The sequence below is a fragment of the Streptomyces sp. NPDC004752 genome (assembly GCF_053601275.1).
The window spans coordinates 49,651-63,093 of sequence record NZ_JBSGBN010000025.1 but is presented as its reverse complement, the minus strand read 5'-3'; the positions used below and the strand labels follow the sequence as shown (position 1 = coordinate 63,093).

Genomic DNA, 13,443 nt, shown 5'->3' with positions numbered 1-13,443 from the left:
ACTCCCGTGGTGGCGGCTCGCACCAGCTCCGACCGCCATCACCTGGGCGGGCAACGCGCCCACCGATCCGCAACTCGCGTTCGCGCCCACCACCCCCGACGCTCGAGCACCGTCGTGTACTACCCGCACCGCCTCGACGGAGGCAAGCCCTGCACCGGAAAGCGCACGGGCCTGACGCGCGGCGCCTACACCCTGGAGTGGTTCGACCCCCGGACCGGCGAGTACACACCCGCCGGCTCGGTCGACATCGCCGACGCCCAGGGCACCGCGCAACTCCCGCCCGAGCCCACCGCCGCCGATGACTGGGCGCTGCTCGTTACCAGGTCAGCCCAGTAACCAGGGCGAGGGCCACGGCGTCCCTGCCCGGCGCCGCGCGCTCCTGGCCCGGGCGATGTGAGCAGGTCCTCAAATCCTGGTCACCTTCGGCAGCCGTGACACCCTGTGCACCCCGCAGCGAACCGCCGAGTGCGTCGACGGCAGCGCCCCTGCATACGCCAGCGCCGGCGCTTCGGACCAGCTGCGGCATGTAGTCCTCGATGGCGTCGGCCACGACTTCGATGCCCGCCAGGTCGATGGGGTCCTGGCGTGGTTGGACGAGCACATCGAAGCCGTAGCCGTCGCATGAGTCGCTCGCCTATCGGACGTTGCTGTCCAGGAAGGCAACGAAGTCGTCCAGCTCGTAGACGAATCCGTGCAGTACCGCGACGCGCCAGTACGCGCTGGCGAGGTTGAGCTGATCCCGCGCCGTTTCCTTGTTCTCCACGGCGGTCGTCGCGCCCCGGACAGTCGAGCAGATGTAGCCGAGCCGCGTCATGTCCACCATGCCTCCGGCCGAAGACAGCAGGCAGACGTTGAGTGCGAAGCCGACGTAGACGAGGTGATTGATGCCGGCGGCTTCACACAGGGCGGCGAGTTCGGCTGAGCTGGCTGCGATCCGTTCGTCGTGCTGGGGCCGTGCGTAAGGGCTGAAATCCTGCCCGGTGTCGATGTCGGGTTGATTGCTCGTGCCGGGGAAGACCCGCTCCCTGCGGAATCTGACCAACTCTTCATAGGTGTGGTCCGGTGTGGCGCGAGGATCCCGGTCCTCGGGGGGATTCGCGCTGTGCGCCGAGTATCCCGGCAGATGCGAGTAGTAGTCGGACCCCCCGACAACATGAAGCACCGTCAGCTTGGCCCGGCGTGCCGCTTCGAGTAGCGGCGGGAACACGTTCTCGGCAATGGTGTACGAGCGAGGGAGGTACTCCACCGCCCGGAACCAGCCCGGCTTTTGCGCAGGTGTGCCGACGTCCCAGGCATGCATGACCACCAGCGCGGTGTGGTCCAGGTCAAGAGGCAGATCGGCCTTCTGCCACCCCCCATACGCCTGTGCCGGGACTTCGATCGACAGGTCGGCATCGAACTGCTGGTAGAACGCCGTTGGCAGCTTCGACTCGGGCATGTGCGGCAGACCCCCTCATTCCATGTGTGGGTGCTTCAGGTCTCCAGGGTGACGCCACCTGCCGCTTCCTTCATCGGCCCGGAGAGGAAGACTAGTAGTTATTTCGAACCCATTGGTTACGTCTGGTAGTTATCGGCGACGTGCCGCCGCAGGACCTGGTGTGCTGTGGACCGTTGAGTTTTGTCGTGGACTCTTGACAACAGATGCTGGGGGGCGGAGTCTTACCTCGGAGTTTCCAGCGAGTGTACAGCATCTTCCAGCCAAATAACTACCAAACATCTACTCAGTCCGGAACTGATGCAGTGCCGTTCATCCAGACCTCTGCGACCGGCTGGGTATAGGCATACCGGTACGCCGAGACGTCGGCCGTATGACCGGTGCAGTCAAGCGATGTACCGCCCAGGCCGGCGTGGGTACAGCACACATTTTTCTAGGAGTTGTGATGGGCAGGCGCTTGGTTCGCATTGCCGTGGAACGTGCAACAGGCCGCCTCGACACGGCCAGGGAAACGACGCCCAAAGCGATGCTCTGCTGTCCGTCTGAGATTCGAGGTGAGAGATGACACGGTCGATCGACACCAGATACTCCGCCTCGAAGCCCGACGAGGAGAGTTCAGGTCCCGGTCGAGGCCCCCTCGCGTCAATGCGCGGCGACGACGGGGCAGGCGGGACGCCGCAGGACGGGGGAGAGGCCGTCGGCCGGTTGGCGCAGAACCCGCGAAAGCGACGCCGCTGGCGCGGCCACAACGTGTCGCTGCTGCTCATGGCCTTCCCGGCACTCCTGGCGCTCTTGGTGTTCCAGTACCTGCCGATGGCCGGCATCTACATCGCCTTCGTCGACTATCGGCCCGCCCAGGGAGTGTTCGGCAGTCAATGGACAGGGCTGCACAACCTCGACTTCCTGTTCCGCAGCGGCGACGCCTGGCGGATCACGTTCAACACGGTCTTCATGAACTCGCTGTTCATCGTGGCGACCCTCGTCACGGCGCTGGCGCTCGCGCTCATGCTGAACGAGCTCCGGGACCGGTGGAAATGGCTGACGCGCTTCTACCAGTCAGTTCTCTTCCTTCCGTACTTCTTCTCCTACGTCATCGTCAGCTACTTCGCGATGGCGTTCCTCGACCCGGACAAGGGCCTGGTGAATCACGGCCTCGGCGCACTGCACATGGGGCAGCACAACTGGTATGCCACACCCGGTTACTGGCCGGTGATTCTGACGATCGTCGCGGTCTGGAAGACGGTGGGCTTCTGGGTCATCGTCTACACGGCGGGTATCCTCGCGATCGACCCCCAGGTCCTCGAGGCGGCCCAGATCGACGGGGCGTCGAAGTGGCGGCAGATGTACAACGTCATTCTGCCCATGCTCGCGCCACTGATCGTCGTCCAAGTTCTGCTGTCGATCGGCAACATCTTCCGCGCGGACTTCGGGCTCTTCTATCTGGTCACCAACAACAGCACTCTGCTGTATCCGCGCACCGACGTGATCGACACCTACGTCTACCGTTCGCTGACCCAGTTCGGTGATATCGGCATGGCGTCGGCCGCGGGCGTTTACCAGTGCGTGGTCGGGTTCATCCTCGTGGTCCTGGCGAACTGGCTGGTGCGACGCCGGAGTCCTGAGAATGCGCTGTACTAGCGGAGTTGGAGCTGACATGCGGCGGAAACTTACTGTGCACCTTCCGGGCGGAACCGACCGGCCGACAGGGGCGCTTCGCGCGCCGAGAATAACCCCCGGCCGACTGGTCCTGCACTTCGGGTTGCTGCTGTGCGCGCTGGCCTTCCTGGCTCCCTTGGTCGTCGTGCTCTCGTCCTCGTTCTCGTCCGAGGCGGGCATCTCCGCACACGGCTACGGTCTGATCCCGCGGGGATTCACCGTCGAGGCATATCGCTACGTGATGCACGATCCGTCACGGCTGGTCGAGGCATACGCAGTGTCGATCCTCGTGACCTGCGCCGGCACCGCGTTGTCGATGCTCGTCATGAGCATGCTGGCATACGCTCTGTCCAGGAAGGACTTCTTCGCCCACCGCAGCCTGTCGTTCTACGTGTTGTTCACGATGCTGTTCACCGGTGGGTTGGTGCCGCAGTACATCCTCATGACCCGGTACTTGCACCTTCAGAACACGCTGTTCGCACTGATCCTCCCCTACGCGGTCGTCCCTTGGAGCGTGCTCCTGCTGAGGACCTACTTCCGTGGGATTCCTCGTGATGTCATCGACGCCGCCAGAATCGACGGCGCCGGTGAACTGCGAACCTTCTTCCGGGTAGTGGTACCGCTGTCCGGGCCGGCATTGGCCACCATCGGCATGTTCACCATGCTGACCTACTGGAACGACTGGTGGCTGGGCCTTCTGTACATCAATGACGACAAGCTGAATCCGGTTCAGCTGTGGCTGTACCGCATTCTCTCGAACGTGGATGCCATCTCTGCCAACCAGCAACTGTCCCAAGCGTCCTCGGTGCCGGTCCAATCGTTGCGCATGGCGGTGGCTGTGCTCGCGATCGGTCCGATCATCGGCGCGTTCTTGTTTCTTCAACGTTATTTCGTTCGTGGAATCACGGTAGGAGGCGTCCGCGGCTGACCCGGCCCGGACGTGCAACGAGGCATGCGACACGGCGGAATGTCCGCCGCGAACGTCAACCGACCAGGAGGAACGGTGAGTGCAGAACTGTCAAGGCGAGGTCTTCTGCGAAGATCGGCGGCGGTGGCTGCCGGTCTGGCCATAGGCGGTGGGCTGAGCGGTTGCTCGAGCTCCGGCGGAGGTACCGGCGGCGGGTCGAACGTGCGGTATCAGTTCTTCTCGACGCAGTCGCTGCCTGACGCCCCTGCGGTGGAAAAGGCGCTCAACACATACCTGGAGGGGGCCGGAGAGAAGTTCTCGGTGCATCTGGAGCCCCTCGACCTCAACACCTTCACCCAGCGCATGCCCTTGGAGTTCTCCTCGGGCGGCGCCGGCGACGTCGTCTTCACCGCCTCCTGGGTGAACAGTTACTACACCAACGCCGCTGCCGGGAACTATCTGGCGCTGGACGACCTGCTGCCCAAATACGCCCCGAAGCTGTGGGCGAGTCTGCCGAAGGACATCTGGGACGCGACCAGGGTCAAGGGCAAGATCTACGGCGTACCCAACGTGCAACTCTGGCCCATGACCTACGGGTTCCTCGCGCGTAAGGACATCGCCGACAAGTACCATCTCGACCCGGCGTCCATCAAGACCTACGAGGATCTCGAACCCTACCTCGCCGATATCAAGGCTGGTGAGCCAGGCAAGACCGTCCTCTACACCGACAACGTCGGAAGTGGCAGCGCCTGGGCCTACGGCGCGAACTACTTCGACCTCGTCGGCGGCACGTTCGGCGTCGCCGTTCGACCCGACGACCCGAACCTGACGCTCATCAACGTGTTCGACACCGACGAGTTCCGGACGGCGTGCACGCTGATGCGCAAGTGGTACACCGCGGGCTACATGGCCAAGAACCCACCGTCGCCGACGGACGCCGGCGCATCCTGGTCGAACGGCCAGACCCTCATCGAACTCGCCCAGGTCAACGGCAACGGCCTACCGGCCTTCCCGACCGTGGGCAAGTCACTGACCGCCCCGCTGCTGACCACGAGCAGCGTCCTGGGCACACTCTCGGCGGTGAACCGGGACACCAGGGCACCGGAGCACGCCGTCGCGTTTCTGGAACGTCTGAACACGGACAAGGACTTCTACAACCTCATCTGTTTCGGCATAGAAGGAAAGCACTACGTCTTCACCGACAAGAAGCGCGGGGTCGTCGGGCTCCCGCCCGGCGTCACGGCGGCGAAAGACGGCTACAACCCCAACAGCGACTGGCAGTTCGGCAACCAGTTCAACGCCTACTACCGCTCGGCGGCCCAGGCGAAGTCGGGGCTCTGGCAGACCGACCAGAAGCTGAATGAGAGTGCGAAGCGTTCCGGCGCACTCGGCTTCAGCCCGGACACGACCTCGATCAAGAGAGAGGTGGCGAACCTGACGTCGGTCGTCACCGAATACCGGATCCCCAACTCTTTGGGCCAGGTCGACCCGTCGAGCGGGATTCCCGAGTTCGTGGGCCGGCTCAAGAACGCCGGTATGAGCAAGGTTCTCTCCGAACTGCAGAAGCAGATCGACGCCTGGCACAGCGCCAAGTAGCGCCGCACCGGATCCTTGTAGGGCCAAGACAGGACACCAGATGATGCCATCATCACACGCGACATCCAGCGCCGACTCGTCGGGGCGTCCCAGAGACGTATCTCGCTCGGCGGTGCCGGAGCGTGCCGTGCGCCGCCTCCCGATTCCCCGCACCCGGGACCCGTTCATCAACACGCCCCTGCTCGCGCTTGCGCACGGCGACGGCGTGCCGCGGCGGTACTGGATCTCGACGTGGAACGCTGCCTCGGGATCCACCGGCGCGCTGGTTGACGAGCACGGCAACGCACGCGTCTACCGCTTTGAGCCGCCCCACAGCGGGTTCTACAGTGCGGCACAGGTGGACGATGACACCCTGATGCTCTGCGGCGACCTGTCGCGGGTCGTGCGTTTGACCCTCAGCAGCGGCGCAGTTGACGTGTATGAGACGGGAGCGCCGCCTGGCCTGGTCTTCAAAGGCATGGCGTGCGATCCCGTATCGGGCAAGCTCTACGCCGCGGCGCTGGGGTCCGGTGCACGGTCGAGTCTTTCCTTCGACTATCGCAACGGCGTCACGGCGGCGATCCACACCGACGTGACGCCGGATCACTACACGAAGGCCAGCTTCGCCAACGGCGATGGCACCTACACCATTGCCGTGGGATCGCCGGGGCTGACCCTGCTGCGATGGGACCCTGCCACCGACTCCGTTGAGGCACTCGCTCTGCAGAGGCAGGAACCGCCCGTCCTTGACTGGTCGCATTTCCAAGGTCTCGATCGCCTCATCGACGACGGCCAGGGCCGGATGTTCCTCCCGGGCTGGGGGTGGTACGACCCAAAGCAGAGGAAGATCGTCGATGGCCCCGATCCCCAGATCGACATGACCTGGTTCGGCAGGATCGACGAGACCGCCTGGGGCGTCCGGTCGGACGGAAGCCACGCCGAAGTGGCACGATGGAACATCAAGACCGGCGAGATCAGCCAGGTCTGCTCGATCCCTGATCTCGCCGGCGAAGGCATCGTGCTGTCCGACAACGGCAAGATCGTCGCCGTCAACATCTACGGTGACTTCTTCCAATTCGACGGCTGGTCCGGCGCGTTGGAGATGACGCTCCGGTTGCCGACCGACGCCGGCGGTCTCGTGTACCACCTCCGACGGGTCGACCACGACCGTCTTCTCGGTGCCCCGTTCATCACCCAGCGCTTCTGGGAACTGAGGCTGAGTGACGGCACCAGCGCGGACCTGGGCAGAGCCGCGCCCGGCGCCGGGGAGGTGAAACTCAGCTGGTCGATCGGCGGCAAGATCTACTTCGCGGCCTACGTCGGTGGCGTACTGACCGCATACTCGCCTGACGAACGCGCCGCCTTTCCGGAGAACCCGCGCGTCGTTGCGGCGACGCCGAACGGGATGCGGCCCACGGCCGGGACCGACGACGGAACACGCCTCTTCTTCGCCTGCAGCCACTCGTACGGCCAACTCGGCTGCACGCTGACCCGATACGACACCGCGACCGGCCGGGCCGGCTACCGCGACGATCCGCTGCCCGGGTTGGCCATACGGACCCTGCTGTGGGATGCGGGAACGTCGTCCCTGCTGGCCGGGACGTCCATCGACGGCGACAACATGAGCGCGCCCCGCGCTCTGGAACGACCCGCGATCGTGCGCGTCGACCCCGAGTCCATGCTGCCGATCGAGCGTTACGACCTCGACGGCCCGGCCGACGAGGTCTCGCTGGTGGGTCGGATCAGCGATGACAGCTACCTCTGCGTAGCCCATCTCGGGCTTGGGCAGAAGCGGTGGTTCACCTTCTCCGCGGCAGCGCCGGCGATGCCTGGTGTCAGTGACATGTCGCCGCTGCCCGAGGGCAGTGGTGACTTCATCGCGACCTCCCGACCGGGAATGTTCATCCGCGCCACGGGCGGCCGGTTCGACCTGTGGGACATGCGCGACGGTCGCCTCGTGGCAACTCTCTACGAGGGCACCGACGTCGACCGGTGCTTCACCCAGGACAACACGGTCTACTTGGCCACCCATCGGGAGATCATTCTGATCGAGCCATTGTTTGCGGACTGTGGGGTGGACGATGATCCGCAAGGCGCCTGAGAGTCCGGTGTTCCCCGCCCGGGAAGATCCCGGTTCGGTCGGCGGCCGACTGGGCGTCGGTACTGCGTTGTTCGGGGCCATCAGCGGCGACGACGCGGAGGCGCAGGTGGCTGCGATCGTCCGCACGGCTCTGGAAAGAGGCGTGCGGTACTTCGATACCGCACCGCTCTACTGTTGTGGTGATTCGGAGAGTCGGCTCGGTGCCGCTCTGGCTTCGAACGACCGCTCGGGCGTCGTCGTGTCGACCAAGGTCGGGTATGTGGTCGGCGACGACAAGGTGTCGATCACACAGGACTTCTCGCGCGACGGCGTGTTGGCCTCGCTCGATGCCAGCCTCGAACGGCTGAAGACCGACTACGTCGACATCGTGTACATCCACGATCCGGACTATTACGCCACCGAAGCCCTCGGTACCGCCTATGCCACGTTGGACGATCTCAGGCGGCAGGGTGTCGTGCGCGCCATCGGTGTCGGAATCAACCAGACCGAGCTGGCGACGCGCTTCGTGCGGGAGACCGACATCGACCTGGTGCTGCTCGCTGGGCGGTACACCCTTCTCGATCGCTCCGCGACACAGGAACTGCTGCCCGCGTGCCAGGACCGCGGGGTGTCAGTGGTCGCGGCAGGCGTGTTCAACTCCGGGGTACTCGCCACCGGCAAGGCTTCGAGCACCTACGACTACCGGCAACCCGACGATGTGATCATGGCCCGGGTAGCGCTGATGAAGAGCTTGTGCGACCGCCATGGCGTCCCGCTGCGAGCCGGGGCCCTCCAATTTCCCGGTCGACACCCCGCCGTCGTTTCGACCCTCGTCGGCGTCGTCTCGGACGCCGAGTTGACAGACGACTTGGACATGACGGGCATGCAGATTCCACGAGAGCTGTGGGACGAACTCGACGCGCTGGATGCGGATGGAGCGTGGAGATGAAAAAACTTCCAACCCTGGCCCTGCACGGTGGCGAGCGGGTGCGAACGAAGCCCTTCCCACAATGGCCGCCGGCGCCGACCGAAGGTGAACGCGCAGCACTCCTGGGAGTGCTCGAGTCGGGCGTCTGGGGTTCCCGTGACGGAACCCGAGGAGTGGAGTTCGCCCGCCGATTCGCCGAGCGCCACGGCGCGCGCTTCGGCGTCACCGTCGCCAACGCGACCCTCGGACTGTTCGCGGCCTTGCGGGCCGCCGGCGTGCGGCGCGGAGACGAAGTCATCATCCCGCCGTACACCTTCGTGGCGACGGCGACCGCGGTGCTGTTGGCCGGTGCGGTGCCGGTGTTCGCGGACATCGACAGTGACTCGATGCTCATCAGCCCGGAATCGATCGCGCAGCGCGTGACGCCGAAGACGTCGGCAGTCATGCCCGTACACCTGGCTGGAGCCGTCGCGGACGTCGATGCGATCCGCGCCGTGATCCCCCCACACGTCAAGATCATCGAGGATGCCGCCCAGGCCCTCGGTGCCGGCCTCCGCGACCAGCCCGCGGGTTCGCTCGGAGACCTGGCCGTTTTCAGTTTCCAGTCGAGCAAGAACATGACCGCCGGAGAAGGCGGGATCATCGTCACCGACGACGAAGAACTGTACGAGGCAGCCTGGTCGGTGACGAACGTCGGCCGCCGCCGAGGCGGCGGCTGGTACGAGCACCCGCACGTGGGCTGGAACCTGCGACTGACCGAGTTCCAGAGCGCGCTGCTGATCGAACAACTGGAGCGACTCGACGAATCCAACGCGCGCCGGACCCGCGCCACGCACCACCTCGCCGCCCTCTTCAGTGAGAAGGTCCCGGGCGCCTGGATACTGCCGGACCCGGACTCCACGACCTCGCACGGGCGATACCTGGCGATGATCCGCTTCGAACCTGCCGTGTTCGGCGGCATGACGACAGATTCCTTGAGCGAGATGCTTCGAGCTGAAGGGATTCCGGCCTCAGCCGGGTACCCGCTCCTGCACAGGGATCGGGCGATCCGCGACGAAGCACTCTCCATTTCCCTGGACGCCTCCACCCAGGACTGCCCGGTCGCGGAAGCGGTCTGCCCCCTCACCGTCTGGCTCCCGCAGAATGTGCTGCTCGCCGACGAGTCGGATCTGGCCGACATCACGGACGCCTTCGCGAAGATCCAAGCCGCGCTCGGACACACAGAACACGACGGCCGACCATGAGCGGGAGCCATCCGGACCTCCTCGATGTCAACGCGCTCATCGGCCGCCATCCCGAGCGCGACGTCGGCGACGGCAGCGTCAGCGAGCTGGTGGCGGAGATGGACCGGGTCGGGATCGCGGCCGCGGTCGTGAGCCATACCGCTTCCTGGCTCCACGACCCTGCCACGGGCAACCGGTGGATTCTCGATGAGACCTCGCAGAGCCCGCGGCTGCACCCGTGCTGGGTGATGCTTCCCGACACATGCGGCGAAATCGCAGCGCCCGCCGACTTCGTGCGCGCCGCGGACGACAGCGGCGTCGTGGCGGTCCGGGCGTATCCGGCCGCTCATGGATACGACCTCGCCGGTCCAGACGCTGCGCCACTGCTGGATGCCCTGGCCGATGCGGGCTTGCCGCTGCTGGTCGATGCCGCGCAGGTCGACCTCCGTGCGATCGAAACCGTCGCGGGCCGACGCCCCCGGCTGTCCGTGGTCGTCTGCAATCCGGGCTATCGCAGCCTACGACGACAGGCCGGAGCACTGTCACGGCATCCGAACATCAGCCTCGATCTGGCGAACCTGGTGACGCACGGCGGCCTGGAGTGGCTGGTGAAACACTTCGGCCCGACCCGACTCGTGTTCGGAACCGGAGGGCCGGAGCACGACCCGGCAGAGGCCGTCACCCGCCTGCTGCTGTCCGAGCTCGACGACGACGAGGTCTCCGCGATCGGGCAGGGCAATGCACGGGTGCTCCTCGGCGAGAGATGGGGTCGGCCATGAACCAGACGACTGAGACGGTGTGGGCCCGACGCGCCCCGCACGGCATTCAGATCATCGACGCACACGCGCACACGGGGCCGTTCAGCCTGTTCTTCATCCCCGACCCCGACCCGGCATCGATGGTCCGCGTGATGGACAGATGCGGCGTCTCAACCGCCCTGATTTCCGCGCATCTGGCCGTCCAGCTCGACACCCGGGCCGGAAACGAGGTGACGGCCGCGGCCGTCGCGCAATATCCGGGCAGGTTTCGCGGCTACATCACGGTCAACCCGTGGCAGGACCCGGTCGCCGAGATCGAGCGATGGGCCGACGACGCTCGCTTCTGCGGCATCAAGATCCACCCGGACCAGCACGCCTACCCGCTGACCGGCTCGCGCTACAGCGCCGTCTGGGAGTTCGCGGCAGCAGCCGGAGCCCCCGTACTCACCCATACATGGGCTGGTTCGGCGTACAACGATCTGCCGATGGTCGGCGACATCGCCGACCGGCACCCGCAGGTCACCCTCCTCGCCGGGCACTCGGGCGGAATGCCTGTCGGCTACGACGAGGCGATCGCCGTTGCCGCGCGGTATCCGAACGTCATCCTCGAGATCTGCAGTTCTCGGGGGCATGGCAGGTATCTGCAGCACATGGTCGACGAGGTCGGTGCCGACCAGGTCGTGTTCGGCTCGGACTTTCCCTATCTCGACCTGCGGGTCGGCCTCGGCCGCGTGCTGTTCGCGAAACTCTCGGACGCCGATGCCGCCGCGGTACTCGGCGGCACGATCACCCGGTTGCTGAGCCACAAGAAGGAAATCTAAGGGCGCCGACCGCGCCATCAGCTGTACGAGGAGTGGGCGTTGCGTATTACCCATGTCGAATGCTTTCAGATACTCGTGCCGGCGGTGTCTCCACCATTCTCCTGGCGCCGGGGACTACTCGGGAGCCCGCCTGACAGCACGGTAGGTGTGCTGCGGGTGGGCACGGACGCCGGCGTCGAGGGCGTTGCCATCACCGGCCGACCGGGCTCGGGCGTGGTGCTGCAGGACTTGGTCGATCGCCTCCTGCGGGATCTTCTCGTCGGCAAGGATCCGCTGCAGCGGGAACTCCTGTGGCACGAGATCTGGGAGCTGGACCGCATCGAGGAGTTGCCGCTGCCCCTGCTCGGTGTTGTCGACACGGCACTGTGGGATCTCGCCGGCCGTTTCTCCCAGCTGCCCACCTGGCAGGTGATCGGCGGGTTCCGGGAGAGCATTCCGGCCTACGCGTCGACTTCGACGTTCGGCTCGGTCTCGGAGTATCTCGATGTGGCGACGCAGTCCTTGGAACTCGGCTTCACCGCGATCAAGCTGCACGCCTGGGGGGATGCGCAGGCGGATGCGGAACTGTGTCAGAAATTGCGCAGCCACGTCGGTGACTCCGTTCCGCTGATGTACGACGGTTCGGCCGGTTTCGATCTGCCTGACGCCGTCCATCTCGGCCGGGTACTGGCCGACGCCGGATACCTCTGGTACGAGGAGCCGATGCGCGAATTCAGCGTGTCAGCGTACAAGCAACTCGCCAGATCCGTCGGCGTGCCGCTGTTGGTGGCCGAAACCTCCGACGGTGCGCACATGAACTCCGCCGACTTCATCGTGGCCGGCTCCGCGACGTTCGGTGTCCGAACGAGCGCGGAGCTCCGAGGGGGGTTCACCGGCGCCATGCGTACGGCGCACCTTGCCGATGCGTTCCGGGTGCGGGCGGAAGTTCACGGCGGAGGCATGGCGAGCCGTCATCTGTGCATGGCGATTCCCAACACCACCTACTTCGAGTCTCTGGTGACAAGCCTGGAGGTCGTCCGGCCGCCCGAGGTGGACAGCGAAGGCATGGTGCACGCGCCGCGATCCGTCGGCATAGCGCTGCCCCGGGGACTCGACTACCCCTCCGAGTTGCAGCCCTACGTGGACGAAAGGTGAGGAGCTTGAGCCAGAACTGGGGACGTTGGGGTGCCGACGACGAAGTCGGTGCACTCAACTACATCACCGACGGGCGACGTCGAAGAGCCGCGGGGCTCGTCAAACAGGGCCGCGTCGTTTCGCTCGCGCGCCCCCTGAAGCTGGGTGACGTGACAAACGGGCATGAGTCGCTGCGGCGTATTGAGATGGACGACGGGTTTCTCGGCGCGGTGACGGAGTGCCTTCAGCTCGAATATCACGGCGACGAGATCACGCACATCGACTCCCTCGGACACATCTGGGACTCCGGCGGGATGTGGGGCGGCAGAGACCCCGACAGCATGATCCAAGCCGACGGATTGTCCTGGGGGGCCATCAACGCCTGGCGCGAGGGCATCGTCACGCGGGGCGTTCTCCTGGACGTCGTCCGGCACCGCGGCGTCGACTTTGTGGAATCCAGCGCGCCGGTGACCGGGAACGAGCTGGCCGAGATCGCGCGCAAGCAGCAGGTGGACGTCACAGTCGGCGATGCGGTGGCGGTCTATTGCGGACGTGAAGAATGGGTTGCCGCCGGTCGCCCCGGGCACAGCGCTCCGGGTCTCGATCCGTCGTGCGTGGACTTCCTGAGCGCACGAGAGTGCACTGCTCTGCTCTGGGACCAGAACGAGGTCACGCGCGCCGACGGACAGCCCAGGACGCTGCCCGTGCACTCGGTGATATGGCGGTTCGGCATGGCAGTCATCGACGGAGCGAAGCTCGACGAGCTGGCGGACGTCTGTCAGGAGCGAAACACCTACGAGTTCATGCTGATCACGGCACCGCTGCCGATCATCGGTGGCAGCGGATCCCCGGTCAATCCGCTCGCACTCCTCTAGGCGACGGTCCAAGCCATGGACAAGCCCGGCCGCTCGGCCTGGCGTTGGATCACCCCGCCGGCGGCGTTCCCC

The 13,443-nt window shown here is 65.6% G+C and carries 13 protein-coding genes; 11 read left to right on the top strand and 2 right to left on the bottom strand.

Annotated elements, in window-relative coordinates; genetic code table 11:
- Positions 1–6: 6 nt before the first annotated feature.
- Positions 7–336, top strand: coding sequence for a putative collagen-binding domain-containing protein (locus tag ACWEKM_RS13405; RefSeq protein ID WP_451621305.1), 330 nt, complete (start codon positions 7–9; stop codon positions 334–336).
- Here ACWEKM_RS13405 and ACWEKM_RS13400 read toward each other — a convergent pair.
- Positions 317–601, bottom strand: coding sequence for a hypothetical protein (locus ACWEKM_RS13400; RefSeq protein ID WP_451621304.1), 285 nt, complete (start codon positions 599–601; stop codon positions 317–319). The two genes, ACWEKM_RS13405 and ACWEKM_RS13400, sit on opposite strands and share 20 nt — an antisense overlap.
- Positions 602–634: 33 nt before the next feature.
- Positions 635–1,438, bottom strand: coding sequence for a hypothetical protein (locus tag ACWEKM_RS13395; RefSeq protein ID WP_451621303.1), 804 nt, complete (start codon positions 1,436–1,438; stop codon positions 635–637).
- Between the two features lie 642 nt (positions 1,439–2,080).
- On the opposite strand from ACWEKM_RS13395, the gene ACWEKM_RS13390 reads away from it, so the two are divergent.
- The 10 genes from ACWEKM_RS13390 to ACWEKM_RS13345 all read left to right on the top strand — a co-directional run bounded on the left by ACWEKM_RS13390 (position 2,081) and on the right by ACWEKM_RS13345 (position 13,371).
- Positions 2,081–3,073, top strand: a complete 993-nt coding sequence (locus ACWEKM_RS13390) for an ABC transporter permease (protein ID WP_451621302.1) — start codon at positions 2,081–2,083, stop codon at positions 3,071–3,073.
- 34 nt (positions 3,074–3,107) lie between these two features.
- Entirely contained in the window at positions 3,108–4,019 is a 912-nt protein-coding gene (locus ACWEKM_RS13385; RefSeq protein ID WP_451621301.1) for a carbohydrate ABC transporter permease, read from the top strand.
- A 249-nt stretch (positions 4,020–4,268) separates the two neighbouring features.
- Positions 4,269–5,594: an ABC transporter substrate-binding protein gene (locus tag ACWEKM_RS13380; RefSeq protein ID WP_451621300.1), complete on the top strand. Its 1,326-nt coding sequence runs from the start codon at positions 4,269–4,271 to the stop codon at positions 5,592–5,594.
- A gap of 112 nt (positions 5,595–5,706) precedes the next feature.
- Positions 5,707–7,674 (top strand): hypothetical protein, encoded by a 1,968-nt coding sequence (locus ACWEKM_RS13375; protein WP_451621299.1) that lies wholly within the window; start codon positions 5,707–5,709, stop codon positions 7,672–7,674.
- Positions 7,655–8,602, top strand: coding sequence for an aldo/keto reductase (locus ACWEKM_RS13370; RefSeq protein ID WP_451621298.1), 948 nt, complete (start codon positions 7,655–7,657; stop codon positions 8,600–8,602). The genes ACWEKM_RS13375 and ACWEKM_RS13370 overlap by 20 nt, the downstream gene beginning before the upstream one ends.
- Positions 8,599–9,825, top strand: a complete 1,227-nt coding sequence (locus tag ACWEKM_RS13365) for a DegT/DnrJ/EryC1/StrS family aminotransferase (RefSeq protein WP_451621297.1) — start codon at positions 8,599–8,601, stop codon at positions 9,823–9,825. Before ACWEKM_RS13370 ends, ACWEKM_RS13365 begins: the two co-directional genes overlap by 4 nt.
- Positions 9,822–10,583, top strand: coding sequence for an amidohydrolase family protein (locus ACWEKM_RS13360; RefSeq protein WP_451621296.1), 762 nt, complete (start codon positions 9,822–9,824; stop codon positions 10,581–10,583). Before ACWEKM_RS13365 ends, ACWEKM_RS13360 begins: the two co-directional genes overlap by 4 nt.
- Positions 10,580–11,383 (top strand): amidohydrolase family protein, encoded by an 804-nt coding sequence (locus ACWEKM_RS13355; RefSeq protein ID WP_451621295.1) that lies wholly within the window; start codon positions 10,580–10,582, stop codon positions 11,381–11,383. The genes ACWEKM_RS13360 and ACWEKM_RS13355 overlap by 4 nt, the downstream gene beginning before the upstream one ends.
- Positions 11,384–11,422: 39 nt before the next feature.
- Positions 11,423–12,517, top strand: a complete 1,095-nt coding sequence (locus ACWEKM_RS13350; RefSeq protein WP_451621294.1) for an enolase C-terminal domain-like protein — start codon at positions 11,423–11,425, stop codon at positions 12,515–12,517.
- Positions 12,518–12,522: 5 nt separating this feature from the next.
- Complete coding sequence (locus tag ACWEKM_RS13345; RefSeq protein WP_451621293.1) at positions 12,523–13,371, top strand: cyclase family protein; 849 nt, start codon at positions 12,523–12,525, stop codon at positions 13,369–13,371.
- Positions 13,372–13,443 lie beyond the last annotated feature (72 nt).